Source organism: Streptomyces hokutonensis, from assembly GCF_000376565.1.
GTDB lineage: Bacteria > Actinomycetota > Actinomycetes > Streptomycetales > Streptomycetaceae > Streptomyces > Streptomyces hokutonensis.
The window spans coordinates 106490-123899 of sequence record NZ_BARG01000063.1; the positions used below are offsets into that span (position 1 = coordinate 106490).

Annotated in this window: 13 protein-coding genes; 3 read left to right on the forward strand and 10 right to left on the reverse strand. The window is 68.9% G+C overall.

What is annotated here, in order from left to right; genetic code table 11:
* Position 1 precedes the first annotated feature (1 nt).
* The 5 genes from SSP08S_RS37580 to SSP08S_RS37600 all read right to left on the reverse strand — a co-directional run bounded on the left by SSP08S_RS37580 (position 2) and on the right by SSP08S_RS37600 (position 5274).
* Positions 2–763, reverse strand: coding sequence for a vWA domain-containing protein (locus tag SSP08S_RS37580; RefSeq protein WP_019072805.1), 762 nt, complete (start codon positions 761–763; stop codon positions 2–4).
* A gap of 26 nt (positions 764–789) precedes the next feature.
* Positions 790–1725, reverse strand: coding sequence for a hypothetical protein (locus tag SSP08S_RS37585; RefSeq protein WP_063739206.1), 936 nt, complete (start codon positions 1723–1725; stop codon positions 790–792).
* Between the two features lie 80 nt (positions 1726–1805).
* Positions 1806–2267 carry a hypothetical protein gene (locus SSP08S_RS37590; protein WP_019072807.1) on the reverse strand — a complete coding sequence of 154 codons (462 nt, stop codon included), beginning with the start codon at positions 2265–2267 and terminating at the stop codon, positions 1806–1808.
* Positions 2254–3237 carry a serine/threonine-protein kinase gene (locus tag SSP08S_RS37595; protein ID WP_026179170.1) on the reverse strand — a complete coding sequence of 328 codons (984 nt, stop codon included), beginning with the start codon at positions 3235–3237 and terminating at the stop codon, positions 2254–2256. Before SSP08S_RS37595 ends, SSP08S_RS37590 begins: the two co-directional genes overlap by 14 nt.
* Positions 3238–3450: 213 nt before the next feature.
* A complete protein-coding gene (locus SSP08S_RS37600; RefSeq protein WP_019072808.1) occupies positions 3451–5274 on the reverse strand; it encodes a phosphoenolpyruvate carboxykinase (GTP) in 1824 nt (607 codons plus the stop codon).
* 317 nt (positions 5275–5591) lie between these two features.
* On the opposite strand from SSP08S_RS37600, the gene trhA reads away from it, so the two are divergent.
* The 3 genes from trhA (at position 5592) to SSP08S_RS37615 (ending at position 8622) form a co-directional block, all read left to right on the forward strand.
* The gene (trhA, locus tag SSP08S_RS37605) at positions 5592–6305 is read left to right on the forward strand and encodes a PAQR family membrane homeostasis protein TrhA (RefSeq protein WP_019072809.1); all 714 of its coding nucleotides are present in this window, start codon (positions 5592–5594) and stop codon (positions 6303–6305) included.
* 113 nt (positions 6306–6418) lie between these two features.
* Positions 6419–7993 carry a DHA2 family efflux MFS transporter permease subunit gene (locus tag SSP08S_RS56665; RefSeq protein WP_051106061.1) on the forward strand — a complete coding sequence of 525 codons (1575 nt, stop codon included), beginning with the start codon at positions 6419–6421 and terminating at the stop codon, positions 7991–7993.
* Complete coding sequence (locus tag SSP08S_RS37615) at positions 7990–8622, forward strand: TetR/AcrR family transcriptional regulator (RefSeq protein ID WP_019072811.1); 633 nt, start codon at positions 7990–7992, stop codon at positions 8620–8622. Before SSP08S_RS56665 ends, SSP08S_RS37615 begins: the two co-directional genes overlap by 4 nt.
* 27 nt (positions 8623–8649) lie before the next feature.
* On the opposite strand, the gene SSP08S_RS37620 is transcribed toward SSP08S_RS37615, so the two are convergent.
* The 5 genes from SSP08S_RS37620 to SSP08S_RS37640 all read right to left on the reverse strand — a co-directional run bounded on the left by SSP08S_RS37620 (position 8650) and on the right by SSP08S_RS37640 (position 17394).
* Entirely contained in the window at positions 8650–11067 is a 2418-nt protein-coding gene (locus SSP08S_RS37620) for a galactose oxidase early set domain-containing protein (protein ID WP_019072812.1), read from the reverse strand.
* On the reverse strand, positions 11064–12254 hold the full coding sequence (locus SSP08S_RS37625; protein WP_026179171.1) for a glycosyltransferase: 1191 nt from the start codon (positions 12252–12254) through the stop codon (positions 11064–11066). The genes SSP08S_RS37620 and SSP08S_RS37625 overlap by 4 nt, the downstream gene beginning before the upstream one ends.
* A complete protein-coding gene (locus SSP08S_RS37630; RefSeq protein ID WP_019072814.1) occupies positions 12251–13900 on the reverse strand; it encodes an ArnT family glycosyltransferase in 1650 nt (549 codons plus the stop codon). Before SSP08S_RS37630 ends, SSP08S_RS37625 begins: the two co-directional genes overlap by 4 nt.
* Positions 13897–15165 (reverse strand): glycosyltransferase, encoded by a 1269-nt coding sequence (locus SSP08S_RS37635; RefSeq protein WP_019072815.1) that lies wholly within the window; start codon positions 15163–15165, stop codon positions 13897–13899. The genes SSP08S_RS37630 and SSP08S_RS37635 overlap by 4 nt, the downstream gene beginning before the upstream one ends.
* A gap of 192 nt (positions 15166–15357) precedes the next feature.
* On the reverse strand, positions 15358–17394 hold the full coding sequence (locus tag SSP08S_RS37640; RefSeq protein WP_019072816.1) for a thioredoxin domain-containing protein: 2037 nt from the start codon (positions 17392–17394) through the stop codon (positions 15358–15360).
* Positions 17395–17410: the final 16 nt, after the last annotated feature.

Genomic DNA, 17410 nt, shown 5'->3' on the forward strand with positions numbered 1-17410 from the left:
CTCAGCTCTCCCAGGCCGGGCGCTGGGTCTTGAACTGGCTGAAGATCTTCTCGAAGACCTCGTCGCCCGCGCCCTTCTGCTCGGCGTTGGCGCTGGCCGACATCATCTGGAGCAGCTCGCGGAACGGGAAGCCCTGGATGCGGGCGTTGAACTTCGGCGCGAACGCCTGGAGCACCTGCTCGCCGCGGTCGGTGATGCCGCCGACGCCGATCGCGTAGAGCCGGAAGCGGCGGGCCTGCTGCTCCTCGGCGAGGACGGGCAGCAGCCGGTGCCAGGAGTCGGTCATATGGCCGGTGCCGTCGGTGGGGAGGCCGTCGGTGACCAGGCAGATCTGCGGGCGGTAGTACTGGAGTCCGGAGGCGCGCAGCTCCGCCTTGCGGGCCGCCACGACCTGCATGGCCAGCTCCAGCGCCTCCGTCATCAGCGTCACGCCGGACGCGGTGAAGCGGGGTGCCTGGAAGGCGTGCGCGGGCACGAAGGGGCTCATCGGGGTGCGCGGGTCGAGGAGTTGGGGTCCGCGCCAGGCGCCGACGCCCCGGCCGCCGAAGGTGATCACGGCGACCTCGACGCTGTAGCTGAGGGAGACGTCGTCGTGGAGTTCGCGGGTCCAGTCGGCGAGCGCGTCGTTGAGGGTCTGGATCGGCGCCCCCGCCATGGAACTCGACGTGTCGAGGCACAGCACCAGCGGCAGCCGTTGCGCGTTGTTCTCGAACTCGATGTCGGCGTACTCCGCCGGCAGCGTGGGCGGGTATTCGCTGTGCATGACTTCTCCTGGCGGTAGTACGGGGATCACGAGCTGCCGCGGGCGTGGTGCCGGGCGGCGGGTGGGAAGGCGTACAGGACGTCGGAGTCGGGTTCGCGGGCGTCGGTGACCTCGACCTGCGCGCCGGGCTCGGGCGGGGTGCGGTCGGGCTCGGCCCACACCGCCCGGTAGAGGACGTGGTCGAGTTCGACGTAGCCCTGCGGGTGAAGTGCCGTACGGACTACGGCCGTTCGGGACGGACCGGTGCGGGGACCGACCCGGCGGCCGGGGGACGGGGGCGGTGCGGGGGCGGGCGGGACGGGCCGGAGCCTGGCGGTGGTCTCGGCGGGTTCCGGGCCTGCGTCCGCTGCGGCGGTGGCCATGGCTGTCGCCGGGGCGCGGGAGCGGCGGACGGCCAGGAAGAGGCCGAGGAGCAGGAGGAGGAGTACGGCGGTCAGGGCGAGGAGGAGGGGCAGCGGGTAGCCCTTGGACTTCGGTTCTCCGACGGTGAAGGTGTGTTTGCCGAGTTCGGCGACGCCCTGCTTGCCGATCAGCTGGCTGCCGGTCCGCGAGGATCCCTGAAGCGCCGTGCACACCTCGTCGTCGCCGCAGCTGCCGAGGGCTTTCAGCGTCTCTTTGTCCAGCCGGTCGATCGTGGCGTCCGGGTCGACGAGCCGCTGGCCGGCCAGGATGAACAGCAAGGTGCCGCCCTGGCCGGTGTGGACGCCGGCCGGTACCTGTACCTGAAGGTTCTTGAGGTTCTGACGGACGGCGGCCTGGCCGATCCGCCGACTGCCCTCCAGGTCCAGGGACTTGTTCAGCCTGACGGTGACCACGACCCCGTCGTCGAGCGCGTCGTTCCAGCACTCCAGCCGCGTCGGGAAATCCTTGCCGCAGGGATCATCGGCGGCAGCCGGCGTCCCCGCCGGAATCACCGCGATCAACAGACCGAACAGCAAGGCAGTGCACAACGTACGTCTCATGACGACCCCCCGTTGGCGCCCATAGTGGAGGCAACAGGGCCGTGGCCGAAAGGGGTTGACTGAGAATGCTCAATTCACTTCTACAGCTGGAAAACCTGATGACAACGGGTGAACATCTGTCGCGCCCGTTCCACCCAATCACTGGCCAGAACATCGAAGTCGGCCTGTGAGATCCGGCAGGTCAGCGGGAGGTCGCAGACTCCGGCGAGGCAGGGGCTCGGTCCGCGCACGTCCCACACCGACAGCATGGGATTCAGCTGTTCGGTGTTCCACGCGTTGGACGCGGCGGCGGCGATCGCCAATTGATCCTTGCGCAGAGAATGACCGTCGGTGACAAAAGCGACGAGAAGTCTTTTCGTGGTCATGAAACGCACGGTGAGCGTGCGCCCCGACCCTTCTAGATCGAATTGCAGGGAGAGGGAATCGACCTCGCTCTCGACGTGGTAATTCCGGCGGGCGCCCCAGGTGTGGGTCAACTGCCGCCAGGACGAGGCGATGTCGTAGTCCCGGCCGGGCGGGATCGAGGCCTCAGGCGTCGCCACGGACCACCGCCCGCGTGACCATGTCGTCGGTGAGGCCCGCGTCCAGCAGGGCCTGCGCGTGCAGCAGCAGACAGGACGGCACCGGCAGACTCGTACCGCCCCCGCGCCGGGCCACCAGCTCGCTGCGCCGGACCTCGATCGTGCGGGCCACGGCGGGCGGCGGCCAGACCGCGGCGCGCGGCTGCGCCAGCAACTCACCGAGGAGGACGTCCAGTCGGGGCCGCTCACCGGGCCGCTTCGCCAAGCACCGCGCGAGCAGCGGCCGTAGCCCCGCCGGTACGCCGTCCAGGTCGGGTTCGCGGTGCACCACCCGCAGGCTCACCGCCTCGCCCGAGCCGAACGGCGGGCGGCCGGTCAGCGCGTAGACGAGGACACCGCCGAGGGAGAACACGTCCGTGGGCGGGCCGACCGGTGCGGCCGTCATCTGCTCCGGCGACATGAACGGCGGGGTGCCGACCACGATGCCGGCCTGGGTGAGGCTCGGGGCGCCCTCGACGCGGGAGATGCCGAAGTCGATGACACGGGGGCCGTCCGAGGCGAGCAGCACGTTGGCCGGTTTGAGGTCGCGGTGGACCAGGTTGGCCGCGTGGATCGCCTGGAGCGCCTCGACGAGGAACGCGCCGAGCCTGCGGACCTGGGCCTCGGGCAGCGGCCCGTCGCTGCGGACGGCCTCGGCGAGGGAGGGCCCGGGCACGTACATCGTCGCCAGCCAAGGGAGTTCGGCCTCGGTGTCCGCGTCGACGACCGCCGCCGTGTAGGCGCCGCTGACCAGCCGGGCGGCGGCGACCTCGCGGGCGAAGCGCTCGCGGAACTCCTGCTCGGCGGCGAGTTCGGGCCGTACGACCTTCACCGCCACCTCGCGGCCGGCCGGGGAACGGCCGAGATACACCCATCCCATACCGCCGGAGCCGAGCCGCCCGGTGATCCGGTACGGCCCCACGCTCAGCGGATCGCTGACCGGAGTGCGCACCCCGCTCACCTCACTTCGGGGTTCGTTGCAGGTTGTCCCGAGTGTCCCCCGAAATGCCGGTCTGGGCAGAGGTGATGGGAGAAATGAAGGCCAACGGGTAAGGGCCCGCACGCCGTTGTGCGGGCCCTCACCGTGCTACTGCCACCGCGGCCGGCCGTGACGATCTGCTGGTCAGGGCACATTCGGTTGACCGGCCGCGGAGTCCTACGGGGACTAGCCCAGGCGCTGCACCAGCGCGCGGTACTCGTCCCACAGTTCCTTCGGGGTGTGGTCGCCGAAGGTGTTGAGGTGGTCGGGGACCAGGGCCGCTTCCTCGCGCCACACGTCCTTGTCGACGGTGAGCAGGAAGTCGAGGTCGGCCTCGGAGAGGTCGAGGCCCTTGGTGTCGAGGGCACCCTTGGCCGGCAGCACGCCGATCGGGGTCTCGACGCCCTCGGCGCGGCCGTCGAGGCGGTCCACGATCCATTTCAGGACACGGCTGTTCTCGCCGAAGCCCGGCCACACGAACTTGCCCGCCTCGTTCTTGCGGAACCAGTTCACGTAGTAGATCTTCGGGAGCTTCGCCTGGTCCTTGCCCTTGGCCACGTCGATCCAGTGGCCCATGTAGTCGCCCATGTTGTAGCCGCAGAACGGCAGCATGGCGAACGGGTCGCGGCGCAGTTCGCCGACCTTGCCCTCGGCGGCGGCGGTCTTCTCGGAGGCCACGTTGGCGCCGAGGAAGACGCCGTGGTTCCAGTCGAAGGACTCCGTCACCAGCGGTACGGCGGAGGCGCGCCGGCCGCCGAAGAGGATCGCCGAGATCGGCACGCCCTTGGGGTCCTCCCACTCGGGCGCGATGATCGGGCACTGCGAAGCGGGCACGGTGAAGCGGGCGTTGGGGTGGGCGGCGGGCGAACCGGACTCCGGTGTCCAGGAGTTGCCCTTCCAGTCGGTGAGGTGGGCCGGAGTCTCCTCCGTCATGCCCTCCCACCAGATGTCGTTGTCGTCGGTCAACGCCACGTTGGTGAAGACGGAGTTGCCCCACAGCGTCTTCATCGCGTTGGCGTTGGTGTGCTCACCGGTGCCGGGCGCGACGCCGAAGAAGCCTGCCTCGGGGTTGATCGCGTAGAGCCGGCCGTCCTCGCCGAACCGCATCCAGGCGATGTCGTCACCGATGGTCTCCACGGTCCAGCCGGAGACGGTGGGCTCCAGCATGGCGAGGTTGGTCTTGCCGCAGGCGCTCGGGAAGGCGGCGGCCACGTACTTCGACTCGCCCTGCGGGGGCGTCAGTTTGAGGATCAGCATGTGCTCGGCCAGCCAGCCCTCGTCCCGCGCCATCACGGAGGCGATGCGCAGGGCGTAGCACTTCTTGCCGAGCAGCGCGTTGCCGCCGTAGCCGGAGCCGTAGGACCAGATCTCGCGGCTCTCGGGGAAGTGCGAGATGTACTTGGTGGAGTTGCACGGCCACGGCACGTCCGCCTCGCCCTCGGCCAGCGGCGCTCCGAGCGTGTGCACAGCACGCACGAAGAATCCGTCGGTACCGAGTTCGTCGAGGACGGGCTGTCCCATGCGCGTCATCGTGCGCATGGAGACGGCGACGTAGGCGGAGTCGGTGATCTCGACGCCGATCGCGGAGAGGTCCGAGCCGAGGGGGCCCATGCAGAACGGGACGACGTACATCGTCCGGCCCTTCATGGAGCCGCGGAAGATGCCCTTTTCTCCCGCGAAGATCTCCCGCATCTCGGCGGGGGCCTTCCAGTGGTTGGTCGGTCCCGCGTCCTGCTCCTGCTCGGAGCAGATGAACGTCCTGTCCTCGACCCGGGCGACATCGGTCGGGTCGGAGGCGGCGTAGTAGGAGTTGGGGCGCTTGATCGGGTCGAGCTTCTGGAAGGTGCCCTTTCGGACGAGCTCCTCGCTCAGCCGCTCGTACTCGGCTTCTGATCCGTCACACCAGACCACGCTGTCCGGCTGGGTCAGTTCTGCGATCTCGTTCACCCACGAGACCAGTTCCTTGTGTTCGGTGGGGATGACGGGGGGAGCCGCGATGTCGCGCGCCACGATTGCTCCTATGGTGAGGGATTTTGTCCTTGTTGCCCCGTGGGGGCTGCGACCCGGATGCTTCAGATGGTCGATCTTGGCGCTCATCCGGTGCCGACCGCACTCATTTGATCATCCGACTCGTCCGCCCATCTGTCCAGAGGGCCTCACAGACGAGCGACGTGAGGATCGCCACGTATCGAGATGTTTTCCGTGCGTCACCGTCGCTTCACCCCGGGTACCCGCACGTCGGCTACGCATGAGAGAGTGGCCACTTCTGGACCCCCATCTCGCCGCACTGACACGTAACTTACGGTTCCGTAGGTACGCTTGCGCGCATGACTGCGTCCGTCCCCGACGCGCCCACGGACACGCCGATCGCCGGCCACGGTCCCTCCGCGCTCTCAATCCCCGACCATGTGAAGCCGAAGCTGCGCGGCTGGCTGCACCTCGGCATGTTCCCGGCCGTGCTCATCTCCGGCCTGGTGCTCACCGCTCTCGCCGACTCGGCCCGGGGCCGCATCGCCTGCGGGATCTTCGCCCTGACCGCCTGCCTGCTCTTCGGGGTCAGCGCGCTGTACCACCGGGGCAACTGGAGCCCGCGCATGGACGGCATCCTGCGCAGACTCGATCACGCCAACATCTTCCTGATCATCGCGGGCACGTACACGCCCCTGACGATGCTGCTGCTCCCGGGCGCCAAGGGTCAGTGGCTGCTGTGGGGCATCTGGGGCGCGGCACTGGCGGGCATCGCCTTCCGGGTCTTCTGGGTCGGCGCCCCGCGCTGGCTCTACACCCCCTGCTACATCGCGATGGGCTGGGCGGCCGTCTTCTTCCTGCCGGACTTCATGCGCACCGGCGGCATCGCCGTCCTGGTCCTGGTCATCGTCGGCGGACTGCTCTATAGCGCGGGCGGAGTGATCTACGGCATAAAGCGTCCGAACCCGTCACCGCGCTGGTTCGGCTTCCACGAGGTCTTCCACTCCCTGACGGTGGCGGCCTTCCTCGTGCACTACGTGGGGATCTCCCTGGTGGCCTACCAGCACGGGTAGCAGCTGGGACACCTCCTGTTCATGGCCACGGCTTTCGAGCCGTGGCCATTTTTCATGCGCTGAAAGTCGATCCCCATTGACAGCGGCCACCTTTTGACAGCTACTCTCATTTCATGGCTACTGTCACTCAATCAAGTGAGGTGCGGCGCGATCCGCGCCGCTGGTGGGCTCTCGGGGCCCTGGTCGCGAGCATGCTCACGCTCGGCTTCGACACGACGATCCTCAACGTCGCCCTGCCCACCATGGCCGGCGACCTCGGCGCCACCACCGGCCAGCAGCAGTGGATGGCGGACTCCTACGTCATCGTCTTCGCGGCCCTGATGCTCCCCGCCGGACTCCTCGGCGACCGCTTCGGACGGCGCCGGATGCTGGTCGTGGGGCTCGGCATCTTCCTCGCCGGCTCCGTGGCCGGCGTCATGGCCAACGACGTGAACTGGGTCATCGCCGCCCGCACGGTGATGGGGGTGGGCGCGGCCCTGATCACCCCGCTCGCCCTGTCCGTGCTGCCCTCGCTCTTCGGCCCCGACGAGCGCACCAAGGCCGTCGGCATCATCTCCGCGGCCTCCTCGCTCGGCCTGCCGCTCGGCCCGATCATCGGCGGCTGGCTGCTCAACCACTTCTGGTGGGGCTCGGTCTTCCTGGTCAACATCCCGATGGCCGCGCTCGGCATCGCCGCCTGCGTCTTCCTGCTCCCCGAGACCAGCGACCCCGCCTCCCCCAAGGTCGACGCCCTCTCCACGGCGTTCACCGCGGCGGGCCTCGGCGCCCTCATCTACGCGATCATCGAGGCGCCCAGCCGCGGCTGGGGCGACCCGCTGATCGTGGGCATGCTGATCGGCTCCGCGATCCTCATCGCCGCCCTGGTGCTGCGCGAACGGCGCATGGAACGGCCCATGCTCGACATGGAACTGCTCGCCCACCGCGGCTTCCTCTTCAACACCATGGCCGCGACCCTCGTGATGTTCGTCCTGTCCGGCCTGCTGTTCGTGCTGCCGCAGTACCTCCAGGCGGTCCTCGGCAACGACGCGCTCGGCACCGGCGTCCGCCTGCTGCCCATGATGGGCGGCCTGATCGTCGCGGCCCGCGCCGCGCAACCGCTCGTCGCCAAGTTCGGCTCCCGCGCGGTCGTCACCGCGGGCCTGGTGGTCCTCGCCTTCGCCGCCGTCCTCGGCAGCCGTACGACGGTCGACTCCGGCTACGGCTTCACCGCGCTGTGGCTGTCCGTCACCGGCTTCGGTTTCGGCTTCTCGATCGTCCCCGCGATGGACGGCGCCCTCGGCGCGCTCCCCCGCGACCGGGCCGGCAGCGGCGCCGGGCTCCTGATGACCATGCGCCAGGTCGGCGCCGCGATCGGCATCGCCCTGCTGGGGAGCCTGCTGGCCGGCACCTTCCGCGACCGCCTGGACGTGACCGGCCTGCCCGCGAAGGCGGCGGACACGGCTGGTGAGTCGGTGGTCGCGGCCCACATCGTCGGCCAGAAGGCGGGCTCGGCAGACCTGATCGCATCGGCGAACAGCGCGTACGTCCACGGCATGGGCCTGGTCCTGCTGGTGTGCGGCGCCGCGGCCCTCGTCACCGCGCTGCTGGCGGCGGCGTTCCTGCCGAACACCCCGGCCGCGCCCACGGCGCAGGAGGAGGAAGACCCCGCCGCGGCCGTGGCCGTCGCCCTGGCGGATGCCGGACAATGAACACCATGACGGCCGCACCCTCCCCCTTCAGCCCCGCCGACCGCCCCCAACTGGGCCTCCGCGAGCGCAAGAAGATCAAGACCCGCGAAGCGATCCGCACCGCGACGTACGCGCTCGTCAAGGAGCAGGGCTACGACGCGACCACGATCGAGCAGATCGCCGAGCGCGCCGAGGTGTCGCCGTCGACCGTCTTCCGCTACTTCCCGACCAAGGAAGACATCGTCATCACGGACGAGTTCGACCCGATCATCATGGACGAACTCCGGGCCCGCCCGGCCGACGAGCCCTGGATGGTCACGCTGCGGTACGTGATGCACAAGGCCATCGCGTACGGCATGAAGGAGGACGAGGAGGTGTCCCGCCTCCGCACCCACCTCATGGTCCAGGTCCCGGCCGTGCGCTCACGCATGATGGAGAGCATGTCGGTCACCGGCGACATGCTCTGCCAGGCCATCGCCGAGCGCACCGGCCGGGACCAGGAGAGCCTGGAGGTACGGGTCTCCGCGATGGCCCTCATCGGCGCCCTGATGGAGACGTCCCTGTACTGGGCGGAGCACGGCCACCGGGACGAGTTCAAGGACCTCATGGACCGCACGCTGGACGTACTGGAGCACGGGCTCTCCGAGTGAGCCCGTGCTCCGGGTCCGTAGGGACCGCTAGCGCTTGGTCGGCACGGTCTTCACGTCACCCTTCCCGCAAGCCACCCCGTCCCTGTTCGGGTCCAGCCTCAGCGGATCGTCCTTGCCGTTGACCTTCAGGCGGCCGTAGTCGTTCTGCCGCAGCCATGAACAGCGGGCCGCAGTAGTCGACTTGACCTCGGCCGGGAAGACCGTGGGTACGCAGACGTTGATCGTGCCGTAGTGGCGGTCGCAGCCGGAGATGGTCACCGGGACCTTCTGCGAGGTGCGCTTCTTGCCGGGCTCGGTGACCTTGCCGGTCAGGGCGTCGGCGAAGGAGTGGACGTGGGCCGAGGCCGTGTCGGTCGTCAGGGCCGAAGGGCCTTGCAGATGAACCCACTTGGCGACCGAAGGGACGCCGTTGGCATCGACCGCGAAGAGCATGTACCAGCCGGGCGGCGCCAGGTTGGGGTTGCTCGTCACGTTCAGGTCGACCGTGTTGCCGTTCACCGACAGCGGCAGGTCAACGAACCGCTGGTTCGGGTCCGAGGAGTGCGTGACCGCGGCCGGGCGGATCAACTCCGCCTTGGCGATGGGCCGGTCGACGGTGATCGTCTGGGTGTCGCCGTACTCCCACTCGTTGTCGATCACCGAAGTGATCGTCGGCCGCGTGCCCTTGAGGAGATACGGCGGGGTGTAGATCGACACGTTGTGGTTCCAGGTGCCGTTGCCCGGGTTGTCACCGGTCGACATCACCCGGCCGTCCGGCAGCAGGAAGGACGAGGAGTGGTAGCCGCGGGCCTCGGGGTCGGCGGCCACCGGGTCGAAGGTCGTGGTCGCCGGGTCGAAGATCGACGCCTCGTACACCGGGTTCGCCCGGTTGTGCAGCGCGCCGCCCGTCTCCAGCACCGTGCCGTCGGGCAGCAGTACGGCGGACACGTACATCTTGCCCTGCGCACCGGTCTCGGCCACCTGGCCGTTCCCCAAGTCGACCGTCCCCTGCGGGATTTGGGGGCCGACCGTGTAGACCGGATTGGCCGCCTTGAGGTCGATGATGTCGGTCAGCCGGTTGGCGTCCGGGTTGGAGTCGATGTTGCCGCCGCCGATGGTGAGGACCTTCTGGTCCTGCGCCGGGGGCAGCAACACGCTTGCGGACTGGTCGCGTTGGTCCTTGTTCTGAAGCCCCGAGACCGACGTGACCGTGTTGGCGGAGTAGTCGTAGATCGCGCTGCCCGTCCCCGGGATGTTGTTCCCGAAGACATGGCTGCCCGTGTAGAAGAGCCGGCCGTCCTGCATCAGGACCATCGACGGGTACAGCCCCCAGTACGACCAGGTCTGGTTGACCTGCGACAACGGCAGCCACTTCTGCTGCGCGTCCGACCAGTACTCGGCCGTCACCGACCCCGTCGAGTCCTCCCGCAGCCCGCCGAAGGAGACGACGTCACCGTTGCCGAGCTCGGTCGCCGACGGGTACCAGTGGCCGTCGTTGAGGTCGTTGGTCTTGCTGTACGTCTCGGTCACCGGGTCGAAGATGTACGAGTCCTTGTACCCCTCGTACCCGTGCGAACCGTCCGCCGCCGGGAACGCCTTGTTGCCGCTCATCACCAGCACCCGGCCGTCCTGCAACTGGATGTGCCCCGAGCAGAACATGTCCTTCGGCGTCGGAATCACCTTGTACGTCCCGGCGACCGGGTCGTACACCGCGCTCGTGAACGTCCCCGCGTCGAACTGCTCCTGACTGTTCCCGGAGCCCGCGATCAGCAGCACCTTGCCGTTGTTGAGCACGACGGAGTGCATCGAGCGGACGGGGTTCTGCGTCGGCAACACGTCCCAACGCCCGTTCGCGCACTGCTCGGCGGTCGCCGTACAGGTCGCGGGCGGGAGCGTGTCCGGCACCTGGTCCATCGTGTAGTCGTCGGTGGTCGCGGACCCGGTGCCGTAGACCGAGACACCCCAGGTGATCCGGTCGGTCCCGGCCGGGACCTCGGGCGTACGGACGCTCGCCTGGGTCCAACTGCCCTGCATCTCCAGGGTCTTGAGGTCGGTCCAGTACTGCCAGCCGGCGACGGTGTCGTGCCGGAAGAGGGTGATGTTGGCGTCCGGCGTGGTCGTCTTGTACCAGAGCCCGAGGTCGTACTGCTTGCCCGCCGTCACCACCGGCGCGCAGGTCGTGGACTCGGTGATCAGCGCCTTGCGGTCACCGTCGACCCGCCGCGTCACGGTGACCTTCATGGCCTTGGAACCGGAGTGCGCGTCCGAAGGCGTGGTGAAGTCGAAGTCGTTGTCGCCCCAGCCGGACTTCTCCCAGCAGTACGGCATCCCGTCACTGCCCGCCGTCTCAAACCCCGGGTTGAGGACGAGGTTCGCGGCCTCGGCGGACTGCGGCGAGGTCAGCAGCAGTCCGGCGGTCAGCGTCCCCACCCCGACGAACGCGGTTCTTCTGCGGTACTTGTTCACACGGCTCTCCTCGGTTCCGTACAACTCCCTTTGCGGCGCGGGAGATAGACCAGTGCCTCGGTGCCGACAAAGCGCAGGACGAACGTCATGACCAGTGCGAGTGCCGTCGCCGACACAGCGCCCATGCCGAACTTGTGGACGAACAGGGCGATCAGCGGGATGCGCAGCACCAGGTCCGCGTTGGCGAGCAGCGCGAACCGGCCCGCCCGGTCCCACCAGTTGCGGTGCATCCGGCGGTCGCGGAACAGGAGGTGCTCGATGAGATAGAAGTTCCAGGCCACGCCGAGTTGGTTGGCGAGGATCTCGGCGGGGACGTAGTGCATGCCCGCTTTGGTGAGCGCCCACAGGCCGACCAGGTTCGGGAGGAAGCCGGTGGCGCCGATCAGGCCGAAGACCAGCATGCGCGCGACCGGCGAGGCGGTGCGCAGCCCGAGCAGATGCCGCAGGAAGCGAAAGCCCTCCCTCGCCGTCGACTTGGACTCGCCGGCGAAGCGGTCCTGGAAGACGAACGGCACCTCGGTGACCGTGCGCGGGCGGCTGCGGACGGCTAGTTCGAGCAGGATCTTGTAGCCGAGCGGCTTGAGCGCCTCCGCCGTCACCGCGCTGCGGCGGATCGCGAAGAAGCCGCTCATCGGGTCGCTGATGCCCCGCAGTCTGCGCGGGAAGAGGCCCTTGGTCAGCCAGGTCGCCCCACGGGAAACGGCGATGCGGTAGCCGCCGGCCAGTCCCTCGCGGCTGCCGCCCTTGATGTACCGGGAGGCGACGACGAGCCCGGCGTGCGCCCGCTCGCCCGTACCCACCAATTCCGGTACCAGGGACGGAGGATGCTGGAGATCGCCGTCCATGACGACGATCCAGTCCGACGACGCCCTCCTCATCCCCTCGACGACCGCGCCCCCGAGTCCGCCGACCGGTTCCTCCCGGTGCAGCAGGGTCACCGGGAACGGGCAGTCCCGCGCGGCCTCGGAGATCACCTCGGGGGTGTCGTCGGTGGAGTCGTCGACGAAGACGACTTCGCAGGGCAGCCGCGTGGGCACGGACTCGGTGATCCGGTGCAGCAACTCCCGTATGTTCGCGGACTCGTTGAAGGTCGGTACGACGATGGTGACGGCACCGGGCTCGGCCAACTCCGCGCCCTGTAGGGCCGGTTCACCCAACTCGCCTGGAACTGTGGACTCTTGGCTCATCGCTGGGCTCCCACGGTCTCGGACCGGACCTGCCGGATCTCGATGCGGTCGTCGCCGTTGCCGAAGGTGGCGACGGGGGTGGAGTGCTCGATCGCCGCCTTGACGTTGGGCAGGTCGACCGCGTCGCGCCGTACCGTCGGCGAGGCCACCACGTAGTCGATGTCCCGCCAGCCGTGCGGCAGTGTCTTGGTGACGGCGGGGTCGAGGTCGGCCTTGTAGAACCAGATGACCCCGAGCCCGGGCCGGTACCCGGCGTGCACCAGGTCCAGCCAGAGCGCGTCGTCGACGAGGACCCGGGTGTCCTTCGGGTCCCGCACCTCGGTGGACAGCCACTTGGAGGCTGCCCGGTAGGGGGCGTTGGCATCCGCGGTCACGGCGGTGCGGTCGCCGTCGTACCACTTCGGTACGACATAGGCGCCGGCGGCGAGCGCCAGTACGGCCGCGAGCGCGTACCGGCCCCCGGTGACGTACCGTTTCTCCCCCTCGCCGCGCCATCTGCGCAGCACCGCGTGGGCGACCGAGGCGGTGCCTCCGGCGAGGACCAGGGCGAGGAAGGGCAGCGCGCCGATGACGTACATGGCGGGCAGATAGCCGCCCGGGCGCAGGGCCACCGCGGCGAGGATCGCCACGGTCAGCGCGGGGCCGGCGAGCGAGCGGGCGGTGACCGACCAGCGCCAGGTGACCAGGAGCAGGAGCGCCCCGGCGAGGCCGCCCAGGGGCAGGACACGGTCGTAGTAGAGCCACGAGTGGAGGACGCCGTAGGAGCCGGTCCCCCGGTCGAGGATGAAACCCGAACCCGGCCTGGTCATCTGGTACTTGAGGCCGTCCCACAGGGAGACATGGCCGCTGCCGGGGAGCAACTCGCCCTTGAGCAGGGCGAAGAGGGGGTACGCGCAGCCGATCAGGACACAGGCGGTGATGGCGCCGGTGAGCGCGAACTTCCTCGTGTCCCGGTGTCCGTGCCGCCACATGGTGACCACCAGCGCGGGCAGGACGACGACCATCGTCTCCTTGGTGAGGACCGAGGCGGCGGCCGCGAGCCCGGCCCCGAAGTGGTGCCAGAGATGGCGACTCGGTGACGCGGCCAGGCAGAACGCGAGCAGCATCCACATCACGGCGATGTTGTCGAGGAAGATCTCCCGCTGAAGGATGACGGACAGCGGCGAGAGACCGAAGAGCAGCATCGCGAGTCCCGCCGCCCAGCGGGGCAGGGACAGGCGGCGGGCGAGGACGTAGACGAGGACCGCGCTGATCGCGCTGATCACCAGCATCACGAGACGCATGGTGCCGACGGTCATCGAGCCGGGGCTGAAGTGCGCGGGGATCCAGGTGAGCAGCGCGAGCTGGATCCAGCCGAGCGGCGGGTGGTCGTACCAGTAGGTGTAGTGGGCGAGTCCTGTGCCCTGCTGGACGGCCCAGGCCTGGGCGAGGTAGGTGCCCTCGTCGTCGCTGAGCGTCGGGTAGTCGGCGATGTTCCAGCCCTGCACGACGAGGATCGCGGCCAGGAGCAGACCGCACAGGAGGAGGTCGGGGCGGGAGGAACGGAGTCTGCTCGGCGGCGCCGTTCGACCCGTCGAACCGGTTTCAGGCGCAGGCTGCCGCTGCGCGGGGACCGTGGTGGTCGCCGCGGGAAGGGTGGAGGTCACGCAGGAACGTCCTCTCGGATCACTGCGGGTTCGGTGAGGTGCGCGCCGACATGGGAGGTCAACTCCCAGTCGTTTCGGCCACGTTGCTCACGCCACACTGCGCGGATCGCGGCTCCGGCCAGGAGGACCTGGTAGAAGGGGCCGCCCACGACGAGCTTCAGATAGTGGACGGCACGGACGCGGAGTCCGTACTGCTTGCCGAAGTCGTGCAGTCCGACGACCTCGAAGACGAAGGTGACCGCGGCGGTGACCAGCGGCAGGAAGGTGAGGAAGGCGATGCCGACCGGCACGTCCAGGAAGAGCGCGACCGCCGCGTTGAGCGGGATGATCACCCCGGAGAAGGCCTGCAGGAACGGCGTCATCAGCGTGTAGCGGGCGAGCAACCGCTGCCCGAATCCCGGGAGTTGCTTCCAGTCCTTCTTCCGGTAGACCTGAAGGAAGCCCTGGTTCCAGCGGGTTCGCTGCTTCAGCAACGACATCAGCGAGCCCGGAGTCTCCTCCCGGGTCACCATGTCGGAGTCGTAGGCGACGACGACCTTCTTGCCGACACTGGACAGCCGGACGCCCAAGTCGCAGTCCTCGGCAAGGCAGTTGGGGTCCCAGCCGTCGGCTTCCCGCAGGGTGTCGGTCCGTACGAAGACGGTGTTGCCGCCCAGCGGGATGAACCCCTTCTGCGCGTGCAGATGCAGCCGGGAGCGGAACCAGAAGAAGTACTCCAGGCAGTTGCGCAGGCTGTACCAGCTGGAGTGGAAGTTGATGAGCTGGACGCCCCCTTGGACGACGTCCGCTCCCGTCGTCCGGAACGCGTGGTCGACATGGGCGAGCAGCTCCGGATGGACCTGGTCCTCGGCGTCGAAGACCCCGACGACATCGCCGCGGCAGTGCGGCAGCGCCGTGTTCATGGCCTTCGGCTTGTTCTTCTTCTCGTGCGTGTCGACGACGACGCGGACGCGAGGGTCGCGCGCGGCAGCGCTGTCGGCCACCGCCGCGGTCTCGGGGTCGTCGTGCCCCACGATCACGATGATCTCGAAGTCGGTGTGCGTGGACTCCAGCAGGCGCTGGATGGTGTGGTCCAGCACGGCCTGTTCGTGCCGGGCCGGCAGCAGCAACGAGAACGAGACGTGCTCGTCCCCGTCCGGACTGCTGAAGCGGGTGGAGGCGAGCACTTCGGGCGTACGCCACGCGTGCATCTGCCACCACAGGGTGAAGGCCGCCATCCAGAACAGGGCAAGCGAAACGGCAGCGACGAATACGGACGTCAGCACAGCAGATCCCCCCAGATCCCAATCCCCCTGGCACGACGGTGAGTTACGTCCGTCGCGTCACGGGGCCGAGACTATGGGCGACCTGTGAAGCGGACAGGTGATTTCGGTGAAGAGCATGTTTCTTCACATTGGGTCCCACACATGACCATTTCCCGCACTGGTCGCGTTTGGGATGGTTACGACTCTGCCGTTTCACCTGCTCAGCGCGGTGCGCAACTGTTCGGGGTCGGTCGTCGGCGCGTCACAGGTGAAGTTACGGCAGACATACGCGGCCGGTTCACCACCCACCAGCGGCCGGTCCGCGAGCAACGGCAGCTCCTCACTCTCCGCGACCCCGAAGGCGACCACCGCACCGGGCGCGGTTCCCAGAAGTGCCGTACGGTGCAAGGCTTTTGCGGCTTCGTCGCCGAGCGAAGGTCCTACGACGGCGACCTCGCGCGGCCCGTCGAGATACGCCTCGGCGACGGCGAGCCCCCACCCGATGAACCGCGGCACCCGCGGCCCGAGCGCCTTCACGACCCCCAACGCCCGTTCGGCGGCGCTGCGATGGGGCTCGGCGCCGGTCTGGGCCGCGTAGCTCAGCAGGGCGCCCGCCGCGGCGGTCCAGCCGGACGGGGTGGCGTTGTCGGTCGGATCCTGCGGCCGGCGGATGAGCCGCTCGGCGTCGGCGGCGGTGTCGTAGAGCGCCCCCGACTCGTCCACGAACCCGGCGAGCACATGGTCCAGCAGGAACCCGGCGAACTCCAGCCACACCCCCTCCCCCGTGACCGACGCCAGCGCGAGGAAGCCCTCCGCGACATCGGCGTAGTCCTCCAACACCCCCGCGTTCGTGCCGACTTGACCGTCCTTGCTGGTGCGGGCCAGCTTGGCGTGCTCGTCCAGATGCAGCCGTACGAGGAGATCGGCGGCGGAGACGGCGGCCTCGACCAGGTCGGGCCGGTCGAAGTAGGCACCGGTCTCGGCGAGCGCGGCGATCGCGAGCCCGTTCCAGGCGGCGACCACCTTGTCGTCACGGCCGGGGGCGGGCCGCTGCGAACGGGCCGCGAGGAGACGGCTCTTGACCGACGCGATCCTCTCGGCGTCGAAGACCCCTTCGCTCTGCGGGAGTTGGAGGACGGACTGCCCCTCCTCGAAGGTGCCGTCGTCCGTCACACCGAAGTACTGAGCGGCGAGCTCCGCATCCGCCTCGCCGAGCACCTCGACGAGCTGCTCGGGCGTCCAGACATAGTAGGCACCCTCGACGTGCTTGCCGGTCCCGGTCCCGTCGTCGCTGTCGGCGTCGAGCGCGGAGGCGAACCCGCCCTCGTTGGTACGGAGTTCACGCACCATGAAGTCGGCGGTCTCCACGGCGACACGACGGGCGAGTTCGGAGCCGGTGCTGCGCCACAGGTGGGCGTAGACACGGCAGAGCAGGGCGTTGTCGTAGAGCATCTTCTCGAAGTGCGGCACCACCCACTCCCGGTCGACGGAGTACCGCGCGAACCCGCCCCCGAGCTGGTCGTAGATACCGCCGCGCGCCATCCGCTCACAGGTGTCCTGCGCCATCTCCAGCGCGCCCTCGGAACCGGTGCGGGCGTGATGCCGCAGCAGGAACTCGACGACCATGGACGGCGGGAACTTCGGCGCACCCCCGAATCCCCCGCGCTGCGGGTCGTACTCACGGGTGAGCCCCAGCAGCGCCTGCGCCAGCTCCTCCTTGCCGGGTGCCTCGGTGCCGCCGTAGTCGATCTCCCGCTGTGACAGATCCCGCGTGATCTTCCCGGCGACCTCGGCGACCTCGTCCCGCCGGTCGGTCCATGCACTGCGCACCCCTTCGAGCACCTGCCGGAAGGAGGGCATGCCGTGGCGGGGCGCGGGCGGGAAGTAGGTGCCGAAGTAGAACGGTTCGGCGTCCGGGGTGAGAAACACGGTCATCGGCCAGCCGCCCTGCCCGGTCGCCGCCTGCACGGCCTCCATGTAGACGGCGTCGACGTCCGGGCGCTCTTCCCGGTCGACCTTGATGCTGACGAAGTGCTCGTTGAGGTAGTCGGCGGTGGGGTCGTCCTCGAAGGACTCGTGCGCCATCACGTGACACCAGTGGCAGCTGCTGTATCCGACACTCAGCAGGACCGGTTTGTTCGCCCTCCTGGCCTCGTCGAATGCCGCTTCCGACCAGGGCCACCAGTCGACGGGGTTGTCGGCGTGCTGAAGCAGGTACGGGGACGTCTCATGGGCCAGTCGGTTCGGCATGGACCCATCGTGCCCG